The sequence below is a fragment of the Shewanella sp. A22 genome (assembly GCF_053850585.1).
In genome coordinates, this window is record NZ_JBSQBN010000109.1 from 1 (window position 1) to 15,490 (window position 15,490).

12 protein-coding genes are annotated in these 15,490 nt (G+C 42.4%); 2 read left to right on the forward strand and 10 right to left on the reverse strand.

Annotated elements, in window-relative coordinates; genetic code table 11:
* Positions 1-296: 296 nt before the first annotated feature.
* Positions 297-476 (forward strand): helix-turn-helix domain-containing protein, encoded by a 180-nt coding sequence (locus ACWXWT_RS16255; protein WP_456042623.1) that lies wholly within the window; start codon positions 297-299, stop codon positions 474-476.
* Positions 477-546: 70 nt separating this feature from the next.
* Here the strand turns inward: ACWXWT_RS16255 and nqrF are convergent, their stop codons facing one another.
* The 9 genes from nqrF to ACWXWT_RS16300 form a co-directional block, all read right to left on the reverse strand.
* On the reverse strand, positions 547-1,764 hold the full coding sequence (gene nqrF, locus ACWXWT_RS16260; protein WP_456042624.1) for an NADH:ubiquinone reductase (Na(+)-transporting) subunit F: 1,218 nt from the start codon (positions 1,762-1,764) through the stop codon (positions 547-549).
* A 23-nt stretch (positions 1,765-1,787) separates the two neighbouring features.
* Positions 1,788-2,396, reverse strand: coding sequence for an NADH:ubiquinone reductase (Na(+)-transporting) subunit E (gene nqrE / locus ACWXWT_RS16265; protein WP_456042625.1), 609 nt, complete (start codon positions 2,394-2,396; stop codon positions 1,788-1,790).
* 9 nt (positions 2,397-2,405) lie between these two features.
* Positions 2,406-3,026 (reverse strand): NADH:ubiquinone reductase (Na(+)-transporting) subunit D, encoded by a 621-nt coding sequence (locus tag ACWXWT_RS16270; RefSeq protein WP_456042626.1) that lies wholly within the window; start codon positions 3,024-3,026, stop codon positions 2,406-2,408.
* Positions 3,027-3,794, reverse strand: coding sequence for a Na(+)-translocating NADH-quinone reductase subunit C (locus ACWXWT_RS16275; protein WP_456042627.1), 768 nt, complete (start codon positions 3,792-3,794; stop codon positions 3,027-3,029).
* On the reverse strand, positions 3,784-4,998 hold the full coding sequence (locus tag ACWXWT_RS16280; protein ID WP_456042628.1) for an NADH:ubiquinone reductase (Na(+)-transporting) subunit B: 1,215 nt from the start codon (positions 4,996-4,998) through the stop codon (positions 3,784-3,786). Before ACWXWT_RS16280 ends, ACWXWT_RS16275 begins: the two co-directional genes overlap by 11 nt.
* Positions 4,998-6,374, reverse strand: a complete 1,377-nt coding sequence (locus tag ACWXWT_RS16285) for a Na(+)-translocating NADH-quinone reductase subunit A (protein WP_456042629.1) — start codon at positions 6,372-6,374, stop codon at positions 4,998-5,000. The genes ACWXWT_RS16280 and ACWXWT_RS16285 overlap by 1 nt, the downstream gene beginning before the upstream one ends.
* A 242-nt stretch (positions 6,375-6,616) precedes the next feature.
* Positions 6,617-8,308 carry a heme ABC transporter ATP-binding protein/permease CydC gene (gene cydC / locus ACWXWT_RS16290; protein ID WP_456042634.1) on the reverse strand — a complete coding sequence of 564 codons (1,692 nt, stop codon included), beginning with the start codon at positions 8,306-8,308 and terminating at the stop codon, positions 6,617-6,619.
* A gap of 26 nt (positions 8,309-8,334) precedes the next feature.
* Positions 8,335-10,104, reverse strand: a complete 1,770-nt coding sequence (gene cydD / locus ACWXWT_RS16295) for a heme ABC transporter permease/ATP-binding protein CydD (protein ID WP_456042630.1) — start codon at positions 10,102-10,104, stop codon at positions 8,335-8,337.
* Between the two features lie 213 nt (positions 10,105-10,317).
* Positions 10,318-11,370, reverse strand: a complete 1,053-nt coding sequence (locus ACWXWT_RS16300) for a DUF3626 domain-containing protein (protein ID WP_456042631.1) — start codon at positions 11,368-11,370, stop codon at positions 10,318-10,320.
* A 606-nt stretch (positions 11,371-11,976) separates the two neighbouring features.
* Here ACWXWT_RS16300 and ACWXWT_RS16305 point away from each other — a divergent pair.
* Positions 11,977-13,446, forward strand: coding sequence for a DEAD/DEAH box helicase (locus ACWXWT_RS16305; RefSeq protein ID WP_456042632.1), 1,470 nt, complete (start codon positions 11,977-11,979; stop codon positions 13,444-13,446).
* A gap of 75 nt (positions 13,447-13,521) precedes the next feature.
* Here the strand turns inward: ACWXWT_RS16305 and dbpA are convergent, their stop codons facing one another.
* Positions 13,522-14,925 carry an ATP-dependent RNA helicase DbpA gene (gene dbpA, locus ACWXWT_RS16310; protein ID WP_456042633.1) on the reverse strand — a complete coding sequence of 468 codons (1,404 nt, stop codon included), beginning with the start codon at positions 14,923-14,925 and terminating at the stop codon, positions 13,522-13,524.
* Positions 14,926-15,490 lie beyond the last annotated feature (565 nt).

The window sequence follows — 15,490 nt, forward strand, 5'->3', positions numbered from 1 at the left end:
TTATGCTTCGTTAGATGCTTTCAAAATACGACTGCATGGTCTATTTTTTCCATAAAAAATAAGACATTCCCACCATCCATGGCGGTCAGATGCTGGAGGTAGAGTAACGCAGGAGCTTGTTACCGAGAATCACTATTCGCTTCAATCATCTGCCTTGCCTACAACACTTTGAACTCCCGCTGAAAGATCACATATTTAATAGGATTGGTATAATACAATAAAGATAGAAAACGAGATTAATAATATAGAAGACAGTTGTATACCTTACCCAACAAACTGTAATGATGGAGATGAATATGAGCCAGAATGATTATTTAACTTTAGATGAGGTCTGCAAAATACTCGATAAAAGTCCGACGACCATCAAGCGTTATGCCAGAGAAAATCTACTGTCGAGCGAACAAAATGGCGATGAGCTGAGCTTCAACAAAGACGAAGTGCTGCGCTACTTAGCGTTTTCTGAACGTTTAGGTTAACCTCACCATCATAAAAAAATCCCCAAGCGTATTAATACGATTGGGGATTTTCTTCATAGTGCTTTTACGATTAGTCGCCAAAATCATCCAACAAAATATTTTCAGACTCGACACCTAAGCTTTCTAGCATAGCGATCACAGACGCATTCATGATTGGAGGTCCACACATATAAAACTCGCAATCTTCTGGTGCCTTATGCTGCTTTAGGTAATTTTCGTACAACACGTTATGAATGAAGCCTGTATACCCGGTCCAATTATCTTCTGGTAATGGATCAGACAACGCCACATGCCATACAAAGTTGTCATTTTCTGCGGCGAGTTGATCAAAATCTTGCTGATAAAACACTTCGCGAGTTGAACGAGCCCCATACCAAAAACTCATTTTACGCTTGGTTTTAACACTTTTTAATTGGTTAAATATGTGCGAACGCATTGGTGCCATACCTGCACCGCCGCCAACAAATACCATTTCAGCATCGGTTTCTTTAACAAAAAACTCACCAAATGGTCCTGAAATTATTACCTTGTCTCCGGCTTTTAAATTAAAAATATACGACGACATTTTACCCGGTGGCAATCCCTCTTTAGGCGGCGTTGCAATACGCACATTGAGCATAATTGTCCCCTTTTCATCAGGGTAATTTGCCATAGAATAAGCACGTAATACATCTTCATCAACAGTAGACACTAAATCAAATAAGCCATATTTAACCCAGTCACCACGATACTCTTCAGGAATATCAAAATCAGCATAACGCACTTCATGCGCAGGCGCTTCAATTTGAATATAACCACCAGCTTTAAATAATACTTCTTCGCCTTCAGGGATTTTTAATAACAACTCTTTAATAAAGGTTGCTTGGTTGTTATTTGAAATGACCTCGCATTGCCATTTTTTTACCCCAAAGATTTCTTCGTCAACCTCAAGTTCCATGTCTGTACGTACGGCAACCTGGCAGGCTAAACGACAACCTTCTTTAGCTTCTTTCTTCGTAATATGATCCAGTTCAGTTGCTAAAATATCACCGCCACCAGACTTCACTTTAACGCGACACTGGCCACAAGTTCCGCCGCCACCACATGCTGATGGAATAAATATTTGTTGTCCCGCTAATGCGCCCAGTAACTTGTCGCCTGCAGGTGTTCTAACGCTTTTACTAGCATCGCCGTTAATGCTTATGGTGACATCTGCGGTACTCACCAACTTATGTTTGGCAAGTAAAATCACCATCACTAACATGCACACCACAATGGTAAACATGCCAATACCAATTGCCATTTCCATTATATAACCCTTCTCTTAATGCGTTATAACGTGATGCCAGCGAATGACATAAACCCAAGCGCCATTAATCCAGTGGTAATAAAGGTAATTCCAATACCTTGTAAACCATCAGGAATAGCATGAAACTTCATTCGCTCACGAAGTCCTGCAAGTAACACAATCGCCATAGCCCAACCCACCGCAGAACCTGATGCAAACACAATTGATTCGGTAAAGTTGTAGTCACGGTTAGCCATAAAAATTACCCCAGCGAAGATGGCGCAGTTTACGGTCAGCAAAGGTAAAAATATGCCTAACGATTGATATAAAGTAGGAATATAACGGTCTAAAAACATCTCTAAAATTTGTACTAATGCGGCAATAACCCCAATAAAGGTAATAAGCTGCAAGTAGCTTAAATTCAGCTCAGCAAACCCAGCCCAAGCTAATGCGCCAGGAGCAAGAATGTTGACATAAATCAGCTGGTTTAAAGGCACTGCAAGCACCATTACCACAATCACCGCGATGCCTAAACCAAAGGCTGTAGACACTTTTTTAGACACGGCTAAGAAAGTACACATCCCTAAAAAAAATGACAGCGCCATGTTGTCGATAAACGCAGCTTGGATAAATAAATTAATATAGTGTTCCATAATGCTTCCTTATCTGCGCTTACGTTGAACGACTTTAATGGCCCAAATCATCACGCCAATTAAAAAGAATGCGCTAGGCGGTAAGGTGAACATTTCATTGGCAAGATACCAACCGCCATTTTCAATGGTGGTAAAAATGTCATGACCAAATAAACTGCCACGCCCTAACAGTTCACGAATAAACGCCACACCCAATAAAATTAAGCCGTAACCCATTGCATTACCTAATGCATCCACCACAGCTAAATGAGGTGGGTGCTTCATAGCAAACGCTTCAGCACGCCCCATAATGATACAGTTAGTAATAATTAAACTGACAAACACCGACAATTGCTTAGACAACTCATACGCGACATCTTGTAACACCATATCGACGATTATCACCAGCGAGGCAATCACGGTCATTTGCGCAATAATACGCACACTGTTTGGAATAAAGTGGCGAATACTGGAAATAATTAAGTTAGAAAACACCAACACAAAAGTCACCGCTAGGGTCATGACTAATGCTGTTTGCATTGAATTACTTACCGCTAACGCCGAACACACACCTAATACCTGCATAGCGACTGGGTTATTCGCAAAAATAGGTGATGTTAGAATTTCGCGAGTCGAACTGACTTGGCTCATTTACTTACCCTCCGCAGCGATAGCGTGTAAATAGGTTTGATACCCTTCAACACCAAACCAAAACTCAACTAAGCGTTGAATACCTACGCCTGTGCGCGTCGCACCACTGACACCATCGATGCCGTGAATGTCGCCGTCTTTAGCGCCGCCTTTAATAACCTTAATGGCAATTTTGCCTTTTTCATTAAACAACTTTTTGCCTTTCCACTGAGCCAACCATTGCGGGTCGGTAACAAAGTCGGCAATACCTGGCGTTTCACCGTGTTCATAAAACACAATATTTTCGATGGTATTCAAGTCAGGCTTAATCGCTAAGTAGCCATAAATAATCGACCATAAGCCTTTACCGTATATCGGCATGACGATGCTAGACAATTGACCATTGACATCATAAACCTCGAAAATACGAATATCAGTCGCCATGGTTTTAATTTTGGCCGTATCTTTTTTAGGTTTAGTCGACGAATCTGGGTTAATTGCTGCCATACGTTCATCAAAGTCCAGCAAATTGTCTTTTTCAGTCACTTTACCACTGGCTAAATTAACCATTTTAGGTTTAACACGTTGTTCAAACAGGTCACTAAAGTCACCTTGACTGATGTCGATGCCAGCAGCTTTTAATACAAATTGCTTCACTTCATCACGCTTTTTAGCCAGCTTACGTTCTTTTAAAATCTCCGCAGTACCGGTGATCATAAATGAGCACACTAAGCTTAAAACGATAATAAAAATCATTGTCCCAGTAACGGTATCTTTCTTAAAGGCCATGACGTTTTAGTCTCCGTTTGATATTAGCTTGAGCGACTAGGTAGTCGAATAACGGTGCCCATAAATTGGTAAACAAAATGGCTAACATGATGCCTTCAGGCATTTTTGCATTAAGTAAACGGATCACTATGGTCATCAAACCAATCATAAAACCGAAAGCGAATTTTGCCTTGCGGGTATAAGATGCGGTCACAGGATCTGTGGCCATAAACATCATTCCTAAAGCAAAACCACCAGTGACAAGGTGCCATGTCCACGGCATAGCCGACATTGGGTTTCTGCTCGAACCAAAGTGGTTAAACAACACCACGGTGACGATCATCCCTAACATTACCCCAGCAACAACACGCCAGTCTGCTACACGAGTAAGCAATAAAATGCCGCCGCCAATTAAAATAGCTAAGGTACTGGTTTCACCTACGGCACCAGGGGTAAAGCCTAAAAAGGCATCCCACCAGGTGCTATCGCTTAATACACTGAACCAACTCACATCAACAAAACTGAGTTTTTTAGCGGCAGTTAGGGTTAAGGTTGTCGCACCAGAAAAACCATCTACTGCCACAAATTGGCCTAATGACACCACTTCGGTAGGGTAAGCAAAATAGATAAATGCATAACCAGCCAATGCAGGGTTTAAAAAGTTATACCCCATGCCACCAAACATTTCTTTTGCCACTACTACACCAAAACTAAGGCCTAGGGCCACAATCCATAATGGGGTCGAAATCGGTAATATTAACGAGAACAGTAACGCGGTAATAAAGAAGCCTTCATGCAGTTCTTGGCGACGCACTTTGGCAAATACCACCTCCCACACTAAGCTCACAATTAACGCCGTTAAGTAAAATGGCACATAAAAACTGGCGCCATAAGCAAACAAGCTAATAAAACCAGCGCCTTCGGTTAATGGACCAAATAACAGGTTATATAAAGCGATTTGCCATGCATCTGGTTGAGTCGCGCCGGCAATAATAGCGAGCTGCGCTTGCAAACCTAAGTTGTACATGCCAAATAACATGGCTGGGAATAAACACATACCCACGATGTGCATGGTACGTTTAACATCGATTGCGTCGCGAATATGCACATGGCCTTTAGTACTGCGACCATTAGCTATCCACAATGAACGCAAATAGCTCCGCATCGAGTCGCCATGAGCGTAATATCTATCTTGGCTGCTGGGCTTTTTCTGTTGCTGACTCATTAACCTTCCCTCTCGATAATATCTAGGCAAGCACGAAGTTCTTTACCAAAATCATACTTACCTGGGCACACAAAAGTACATAAGGCTAAATCTTCTTCATCTAGCTCTAATGCGCCAAGCAATTGCGCCTCATCGGTATCTCGTACCACTAAATCGCGTACTAATAAGATCGGTAAAATATCGAGTGGCATCACGCGGGCTAACTGGCCAAACGCCATCATGGCGCGAGCGGAGCCACCTGCATGAGTGGTAATATCGAACAATTTTTTGGTGCGACTAAACCCTGACATCATAATACCAGTTAGCGAAAATTTACTGCTGTCATGACGTACCCAAGGTAATAACTCTTGGCGATCATTTTCGGTCAGTACGCTGATTTGATTATGGAATCGACCTAGGTAGTCATAAACACCTGTGGCTGTATGACCTGACAATAATGATCCCGACACAATACGAGAATGACGTTGGTTAATTTCAGCTTTAAGCCATTCACTGATTTTTGCCCCCATTTGGGTGCGAACCAAACGCGGCTTGAGTACATTAGGGCCAGCCAGCGACACGATGCGGTCGGTATACAATTCACCAGTTAAAAACAGTTTGCCAAAAGCAATCACGTCTTGGTAACCCAAATGCCATACTTGACGCTCAATACTGGCTGGTAACAAGAAATGAATGTGGGTGCCCACCAACCCCGCAGGATGCACACCGTTAAATCGTTGTACATTGATGGTCGACAAAGCATTGGTATTGGTTTCAGCTAATAAAGATGTACCATCGTCTTGACATAAAAACACCTTGCCTGGCGTTAATAAGCTCAACACCTGTAACCCAGCATTAAAAGCTTCTGGCTGAGTAGCGATGATAACGCGTGGATCAGCGGCAAGTGGGTTGGTGTCTATTGCCGTGACAAAAATACCTGCGGGAGTGGCATCTAGTTGTGGCACCCGTGAAAAAGGTCGTGTTCTAAACGCAGTCCACAAACCGCTATCGACTAGGCCTTGTTGCACATTTTCACGTGTTAAAGTATTCAGTTCTTGTGGTTCAAGGACCATCGCAGCGGATTGTTCGGCATCACAATCAATGACCACTGATTGTAATACACGACGATCACCACGATTAATGGAAGAGACAACACCACTGGCTGGCGCAGTAAATCGCACCCCTGGTGTTTTTTTGTCTTCAAACACCACTTGGCCTTTCACAACACGATCGCCAACTTCAACCATCATGGTTGGTTTTAGGCCTACATATTCTTCGCCAATTAGCGCAACTTGAGTGGATTTAGGCGCGCCATCTATTTGTTGTAGTGGTTCACCAGTAATCGGGATATCAAGTCCCCGCTTAATGGTTATCACTGGATTTGTAACACCAGCCATTAAAATCACCATCCAAAAAAATTCGATAGCTTATGGTATATGTTTGCAAGTGCTAATATATGAACAAAGATCACACTCCCAGCGAGGATTGTAATTTTGGAACATAACCTAATCGCAAATTTGTGAAGTTGGTCAACATATCGCATCAACTACAAAAGGTTTATGTAATTCACAGGTCAGAAAGGTTGTTACATTCCGATCTATTTATGCTTGTTCCCTAATTAATGCAATAAGCATAAACCTCAATGCTGACGGGTTAATTTTCCTTGTTGCATAACATAAACCGCATCCATATTATCTAATGCCGTGGTGCGATGACTAATCATCAACAAGGTTTTGTTTTGCGCAAAATCCAGCAGTACCGACAAGATCTCGCGCTCGGTACGTTTATCAAGCCCTTCAGTGGGTTCATCGAGTAATAATAACGGTGCATTACGTAATAACGCTCTAGCCACGCCTATTCGGCGCTGCTCTCCACCCGATAACTGTCGCCCCCCTTCACCGATCCACATATCGAGTGGTTTATCGCTGCTTAACAAGGTGCTTAACCCCACTTGCTGCAATACATCGACAAAACGTTCATCGTGGGCTTTTTTAGCCTCACCTTGTTGAAAAGGTAATGCTAACGCTAAATTTTCACGCAGGGTACCTGCAAATAAGTAAATTCGTTGACTGACGACCGTCATCGACGCACGCAGTTCAGCTTCGCTGAAGTCTGCCAGAGGTTGCCCATCGAAAATAATATCACCTTGCTGAGAAGACCAGTCACGAGTCAGTAATCCGAGTAAACTTGACTTACCGCAACCAGTAGGGCCAACAATAGCCACTTTATCGCCCCCATTAAGGGTTAAGTCTACTCCTTGCAAAATCGGGGTATTGTCATGATACGCAAAATGTACATCATGCAATTGCAACGCCCCTGTTGTAGCCCGTAATTCACTTTGCGGATTAAACCTAATTGCAGGCGCTTGTTCAGTCACTTCTGTCACACGTTGTGCAGCAAGTAAGGTGCTCGACAAGTGTTGAAATGCGCCAGCTATTGGCATCATCATTTCTAGGCTCGCCATCGTTGCAAACACCATTAATGCCATTAACGGCCCTGGAGGGTTAACGCTGCCCACACCTTGGCTGGCTAAATACAACATTAACAATACCGCAATACCATTGACTAAAATCAACATGCCTTGGCTTAAACCAGTAATATTAGCCATCGCAGTTTGCTGACTAAACAGTCGCTGTTGTGCTTGCTCAAGTTGAGCTAAATAACGTTCATTTGCGCCAAACAAACTTAACTCAGCTTGACCTTGGATAACATCCAACAACATGACTCGATAATTGCGCTTAGCATTAATCAATGCCTGCCCAGGTTTTCGACCGAGCAAATAAAACAATACTGGCAACACACACCAAGCAGCCAACAACACACCGCATAAGCTCAACGCTAAGCTGATATCAAACCAACTTAAAAATATTCCCAACACACCAATCATCATCAAGGATGCAAGCAGCGGTGTTAGTAAACGCAAGTACAAATGATCTAACGTATCGATGTCTGCTACTAAACGATTCAGTAAGTCGCCTTTGCGCAATCCCTGTAAATTAGCTGCACTCAGTGGTAATAACTTTTGCCACGCCCAAATGCGCAGCTCAGTTAACAGTTTAAACGTGGCTTCATGCGTCGCTAAACGTTCACCATACCGACTGGCTGTTCGCGCGATAGAAAAAAAACGTACGCCACCAGCGGGAGTAAAAAAATTAAACACTTGTGCTGTCGCAATCGTCAAGCCCGCCACCGCTGTGGCAGATAAAAACCAACCCGATAATGACAATAACCCAATGCCGGTAAGCAAGGTCGTAAATGAGAGAAAAAGCCCTACTAACATCATCAACCATTGGCGACGAAATAAACGCAGAAAAGGTGTTAATACGTTCAAAGGGATCCGTTCAACTGACTGCCGCATTAGATCTCCTCCTGCTTATTAAGCATTTGCGCCAGAAGACCATCAACATGCTCAAGTTCGTTAACATGACCTTGTTGCACAATAAGACCATTATCCATAACTAATACATTATCCATCGCTTGCAAATCATCAAGCCGGTGAGTCACAGTTAATGCACTGGCAGCATGCATTGCTTGTTGTAATGACGCTAAAACAAATTGCTCGCTTTGCGCATCTAAACTGGCGGTGGGTTCGTCGAGTAAAAACAATTTTGCAGGTTGTGCCAATGCACGAGCCAAAGCAAAACGTTGCGCTTGCCCAACAGATACGCCTGCACTTTGATCGCTAATGATTAGGTCGAGCCCTTGCGGGTTTTGTTGCACAAAGTCGCTAATGTTTGCTTGCTCAAGCAAGGTCATTATTTGCGGATCGGTTAATTGCGGATTAGCCAATGCAATGTTATCTCGAACTGTTCCATGAAATAATTGTGGATCTTGACCAAGCCAGGCCAAATGACGCCGCCAATCCGCTAACTGAAGACTGGACAAGGCTTGGTGATTAACCAGTAAGCTACCTTTGTAAGGTAAGAACCCCAACAGCACATTCAGCAAACTGGTTTTGCCTGCACCACTTGGCCCAACTATGGCCCAATGCTCTCCAGCCGGTAACGTGAATGATATGGGTCCTACTAAGCGCTGACCGCCAGGGCTGAACACCTCAAGGTCTATGGCTTGAATGCTAATACTATCTGCCGAAAAATGGCTTTTAGCTTGCGTTACATCAACATCGCCCTCAACTTGATACTCTAATAATTCAACTAACGATTCTGCAGCGCCAATAGCCTGGGCTTTAGCATGGTAATGGGTCCCTAAATCACGCAGAGGCTGAAAAAATTCAGGCGCTAAAATCAATACAAACATGCCGGTAAACAAACTAATACCAACACCATAATGGCCAAAATCTAAATGGCCTAAATAACTAAACCCAAAATACACAGCCAATACCGCAATCGATACAGCAGCAAAAAACTCTAATACCGCCGAGCTTAAAAATGCCAACCTCAATACCGACATAGTCCGAGCACGAAAATCTTCTGATGCGGTTTCAATATTCACTAACTCGGCTTCACCACGATAAAATAATTTAACGGTTTGTAAGCCTTTTAAACGGTCCATAAAGTGGCCACTTAATCGAGATAATGCATTAACATTTTTACGGTTAGCATCGGCCGCCCCCATGCCCACGAGAATCATAAATAAAGGAATAAGCGGTGCGGTAGTTAATAGGATGGCCGCTGCAGCCCAATTTAATGGCAAAACACACACCAAGATAAGCAGTGGAATAAACCCACTCAACATCATTTGCGGAGCATATTTTGCGTAATAATCATGTAAATCTTCAACTTGCTCAAATAGCAAGGTTGCCCATGCGCCAGCTGGTTTACCTTTAATAAATACAGGGCCTAAATCAACGAGTTTATGCAGCACTGCATGGCGGATGTCACTCCGCAACCGTTTACCTGCTTCAAAGCTTACCCGTTCACGTACTTGGGCTAATAATGCGCGAATAAGTAACAGTACAATTAATCCAATAAATTCGATGTTTAATTCACTTATCGACATATTTTGCATAATTACACCTTGCAAAATACGCGCAATGCAATAAGCCTGGCCGACAATGGCTATGCCATTTAACACACCACATAAGATAGATAATTTAAGGAAAATTCCGCATGAAGATTGTTGGCTTTTAAGCCATTTAGCTAAAGATTGTTCTAACGACTTATCCATAACGCTCCGGCAGTGTTATCGATGACTACTTTAATGCGCCAGTATCGCAGCACTGGACATGAGATAACACCTTAAACAGTGTAAATGTTAACTGATTCACATTTTGCTAATGGACTCTTAGTTAATGCTTAAAACTAACTAAAAATGCATTAAAAAAACAATGGCAGGTTATATAAATACCTTAATCTATTAGGCTAGATCTGTGATTTATCGTTAAGGGCTATGACCATATCTTATCAACACGTGCCACAACAACTTTAAATCTTGAAGCTTTTTAAAATGCGCACCACGTTCGCTCCACGATGAAGGTTGTTTTTGCAGTTGATATGCCTTGCGGCCAATGATTTCAGCGTTGATTAACTCATCTTCAGCAATGCTTTGTGCCAATGTTGGCATAGCTGCACCTCTAAAATCATCGGGCACATCAGCAACATGAATTTGCCGACCATTATGCCAATGCAATTCTATGTCATATTCTTCACATAATGCCTCTAGTAAACCGCCAATGGTACTACCAATAAATGACGGATCCGCGACTAAATGTGCCGCGTCTTTTTCTAACAGCACATCACCATGAATTTGCGCTTCAATGTAATGATCTAAATTGCCGCAAGGCTCGCTGTTAAAGCGCGTACTGAGTGGATCGGTTAAATGCTGACTAAAATGTTTAATTAACGTGTTGGGTTTAAGGCCCGTGATCCCTAAAGCATATTGACGTTCAAAACTTTCACTTAATAATGCCGCTAAAATGGCATCGAAACACTTTATCGTGCCTTTTTCTTTAGGTAAACGGTAAGAGTCCATGTAACTAAACGTGCAGCGGGGCAATATTTGTGGGTGGGTTATCAAGTAGCAACTGCCGAAACGAGGAGCGGGACCTAATGGGCATAAGCCAAAATCTAACGCCCCATACTTAGGTCGATGTTTAATGCCAGAATAGCTATTACCAAATAATTGATTCTCCCAATGATCGCGTGAACCGCCGAGTTCAGGCGATAAATGTCCATTAGACACATGGGTTTCAAACTGGCTTTTATATACACCATCACGTAATAAACCTTCAACAACACTAAGGCCCCGACTATCAACCCTGTCTGGATGAAAGTGTAATGCCACTCGGCTATGGCTAGATAGCTGACGCATGGCTAGTTGTAACTCTAAAGTAGAAATATTAGACATTAACAGCACATTCTTGATAACGGCATGAGCATGATCTCTGAGCTCATACGCCGTTTTCTCGATATGTGATAGCGCCGTTAATTTCATCGGTAAATAAACACCTTCAGCTCAATATGTACAGTTAAGTTACTGAATATCTATATAGAAACTAGATTACCCTTTCATTGTATGTAATATATCCGCTTTTAGCACTTGTTCAGCCATCAAGATTAACACTATTTCATTCAAAGCCATTACAGAGGGCTTAGTGCCTGCCAATCTTTCAAGAAGAAAGTCGCATATGGCAATGCTGATAAGTTGTCATTCTACATTAAGTAAACGTTAATACTGTGAAAAACCAGCCACAAACGCAGCTAAAAGGGTTGGTTAAACGGCCTTTATCATCTTTATTGAATAGGCTTGTTGTAAACAATTCCTACAAAGAGAAACCTGATATCAAACTGTTGCGTCCTTTGGTATATAAAACCAACCGTTTATCTCGAACAAATGTTAATCGCGAAAGAACAACTGGCACAAAATTCAAAGGTAGATGTTTCATAAAAAAGTCATTATTGACCACAAATTCACACGAAACATTGTTACTCTCACAGGGATTTGATAGCACTTATAACGGTTTTCAGGTAAGCTTCACGGCCGCCGTTTATGGCTACCTTTTATTCAAAGCAACAATGTGTTGCCCTAAGAGATTTTTCTATGAGTTTTTCCTCACTTGGTCTGAATGCTGCTATTTTAAAAGCGGTTGAAAAACAAGGTTACGACACCCCCTCTCCAATTCAAGCGCAAGCCATTCCAGCCGTTTTAGCTGGCCAAGATGTTATGGCAGCAGCACAAACAGGGACTGGGAAAACAGCCGGTTTTACCCTACCAATTTTAGAATTATTGTCTAAAGGCGTACGTGCCCAACGTGGCCAAGTCCGTGCATTAGTATTAACACCAACTCGTGAGCTTGCCGCGCAAGTACAACAAAGTGTCGCCACTTATGGTGTCAACTTACCGTTAAAATCGGCCGTTGTATTCGGTGGAGTATCAATTGTGCCGCAATTAGCAGCATTGAGAAATGGGGTCGATATTTTAGTTGCGACACCAGGCCGATTGCTCGATTTATGCCAACAAAAAGCCATTAGCTTTAATAAATTAGAAATTCTAGTATTAGACGAAGCTGACCGCATGCTCGACATGGGGTTTATTCGCGACATTAAAAAGGTATTAGCACTATTACCCGCTAAACGTCAAAATTTGATGTTTTCTGCAACCTTTTCTGACGAAATACGCGATCTCGCTAAAGGGTTAGTGAATAATCCGGTAGAAATTTCGGTTACTCCCCGCAACGCCACGGCTAATACGGTTACTCAATGTGTCTATCCATTGGATAAGACCCGTAAATCAATGGCGTTGATAGAGCTGATTAAGACTAATGATTGGAAACAAGTTTTGGTTTTCTCGCGTACAAAACACGGCGCTAATCGGTTAGCTAAAAGTTTAGAGGCGGCCAATATTAAAGCTGCTGCCATTCATGGTAATAAAAGCCAAACAGCACGAACCAAAGCCCTTGCCGATTTTAAAGCCGGTACGGTGCAGGTTATGGTTGCCACTGACATTGCCGCCCGAGGTATTGACATCGACCAACTGCCTTTTGTAGTTAACTTTGATTTACCTAATGTACCAGAAGATTATGTACATCGTATTGGCCGTACAGGCCGTGCTGGCTCAACTGGACAAGCTGTATCTTTGGTTGGCCTTGAAGAAGTAAAATTACTGCATGATATTGAACGATTAATTAAGCGCGTGATTGAGCGTAAACAACTGCCAGGTTTTGAAGCACCGTTTACAATCCCAGAAGCCAGTAGCCGTGCGAGCAGTCATAAAGGGAACAGTGTTAAAAAGCCAAACCCAAACCGCAGCAAACATGCACAACAGCATGCTAACAATGGTGTTCAAGGTGATAAGCCTGCGCGTAAATATGACTCGCGTCAGCAATCACGCAGCAATGACACTCAGTCACAAGGTGCCAGCAAACCAAAAGCACCTGGTAACAGACAAGAAGCTATTGCCAATGGAAATAAGCCACCACAACGAAATCGTCCACCACGTCGCAGCGGCACCTCCCCTGTTACATCAACCAGCGGCTCGAGCCCTTATGCCAACGCTAAAGTTAAAAGCTAACACGCGATAAAGCATAAAAAAACCGGTGAAGATTGTTCACCGGTTTTTTATAAGTAACCCCTACAAGTTATACGATTACATAAACCATGCGCGGTAACTGCGACCTTTCAATTTACCTTTATTAATAATATTAAGCGCCTGCTTGGACACCTTACTATTGACGGCAACATAAGCACGAAAATCTGTCACTTTGATTTTACCAATATCATTAAAATCTAAACCGTTGCCACCCGTTAATGCCCCCACAATGTCACCTGGACGCACTTTTTGCTTTTTACCCGCATCAATTTGAATCGTGATCATTTCTGCAGCTAGAGGCTGTTTGTTTAGAGCGCTCATTGGCGGTAATGGCTCAGCAACAACGTCTTTGTTCATCGCTTCTTCAATCATTGCCATTTTATAGCCATCGTCATCGCTAAAAAAAGTATATGCAGCGCCCGAGCTACCGGCACGACCAGTACGACCAATACGATGAATATGCACTTCGGTATCATAAGCAATATGGTAGTTAAATACGGCATCGAGAGCATCAATATCTAAACCACGTGCTGCCACGTCGGTCGCGACTAAAATACGCGCGCTGCGGTTCGCAAATTGTAATAGCATTTGATCACGATCGCGTTGCTCTAAATCGCCGTGCAACGCTAACACACTAAAACCAAACTCAGCTAATGAGTCTGCCACTTGTTGAGTTTCACGCTTAGTATTGCAAAAAACTACCGAGCTTTCTGGCTGCTTATCAAGTAACAATAATCGCAACGCTTCAAGACGACCTTGGCTATCTTCAATTCGGTAAAAATGTTGATCAATAGTTAAGTTGTCATGCTTCTCTTCAACTTTAACCATCACAGGGTTATACATGATTTGATCGGCAATTGACTTGATTTGATCTGGGAACGTTGCACTAAATAACAGGGTCTGACGCTCACGCGGTGCGGCTGCGATAATTTGATCAATGTGCTGCTGAAAGCCCATTTCTAACATGCGATCGGCTTCATCCAAAATCAGCATATTCATGTTGCTTAAATCTAAACGGTTACGGTCTAAATGATCAACAATACGACCTGGCGTCCCCACAATAATATGTGCTCCATGTTCTAATGAACCGACTTGCGGCCCCATTGGCACACCGCCACATAAGGTCAATACTTTAATATTATGAATACCACGGGCCAAAGTACGAATTTCTTTGGCTACTTGGTCAGCTAATTCACGTGTTGGACACAACACCATGGTTTGAATACGAAAACGCTTTACTTCAAGCTTATTCAGCAACCCCAAACCAAATGCAGCCGTTTTACCTGAACCCGTTTTAGCTTGGCCAATGACATCCTCACCAGCCAATATTGGCGGTAAGCTTTCAGCTTGGATCTGAGTCATCGATTCAAAACCCATGGTTTGTAGGTTTTCAAGTAATTCAGGTTTTAAATTAAGTGATGCGAAAGCCGTATTAACAGCTTGTACAGTTGACTGACTCAAGGCGAATATCCTCTGATATCGAAAGGTAAAAAAGCAGATAAATTCTGCAAAAATAAACCAATACCATTATATAAATGAGCCATGACTGCGTCACATTACCGTTTAATAGCACAACGAAAAATCATACAGATGCTCTATATGAACTGTGATTGCCGCTATTTGCGAACGATTAATCTCGCCAGAAGGAACAGATAATAAATTTGATTGGTGTTGGAAAAAGTTAAAACAACTCTTATCCAGATACCGCGTATTGTAGCAATTTTATTCAAGTTGCGCAGACAAATCTTTATGTCCGTCTGGGGTATTTTTACGCTAACATTTCACAATTGATCTTGTTGATACTCATCAACCACTTGTTCAGTGCTATGCAATACATTATACCAATCCCATTAAATATCTGGTCAGTTCAGAGTCTCTCAGGTTTTTCAATTCAAGGCTCATTGATGTAGAAATGGTTGTTGCCTTTTAAATCGATGTAACACAGAAGTGGAATACCTGAGAGACGCCATTCTGGCGGGTTTCAAAGTCCTTTATGCTTCGTTAGATGCTTTCAAAATACGACGGC

Bases quoted from the DNA above. Each gene is read 5' to 3' on its own strand.
- ACWXWT_RS16255 (WP_456042623.1), top strand. From the start codon at position 297: ATGAGCCAGAATGATTATTTAACTTTAGATGAGGTCTGCAAAATACTC.
- nqrF (WP_456042624.1), bottom strand. From the start codon at position 1,764: ATGGAAATGGCAATTGGTATTGGCATGTTTACCATTGTGGTGTGCATG.
- nqrE (WP_456042625.1), bottom strand. From the start codon at position 2,396: ATGGAACACTATATTAATTTATTTATCCAAGCTGCGTTTATCGACAAC.
- ACWXWT_RS16270 (WP_456042626.1), bottom strand. From the start codon at position 3,026: ATGAGCCAAGTCAGTTCGACTCGCGAAATTCTAACATCACCTATTTTT.
- ACWXWT_RS16275 (WP_456042627.1), bottom strand. From the start codon at position 3,794: ATGGCCTTTAAGAAAGATACCGTTACTGGGACAATGATTTTTATTATC.
- ACWXWT_RS16280 (WP_456042628.1), bottom strand. From the start codon at position 4,998: ATGAGTCAGCAACAGAAAAAGCCCAGCAGCCAAGATAGATATTACGCT.
- ACWXWT_RS16285 (WP_456042629.1), bottom strand. From the start codon at position 6,374: ATGGCTGGTGTTACAAATCCAGTGATAACCATTAAGCGGGGACTTGAT.
- cydD (WP_456042630.1), bottom strand. From the start codon at position 10,104: ATGGATAAGTCGTTAGAACAATCTTTAGCTAAATGGCTTAAAAGCCAA.
- ACWXWT_RS16300 (WP_456042631.1), bottom strand. From the start codon at position 11,370: ATGAAATTAACGGCGCTATCACATATCGAGAAAACGGCGTATGAGCTC.
- ACWXWT_RS16305 (WP_456042632.1), top strand. From the start codon at position 11,977: ATGAGTTTTTCCTCACTTGGTCTGAATGCTGCTATTTTAAAAGCGGTT.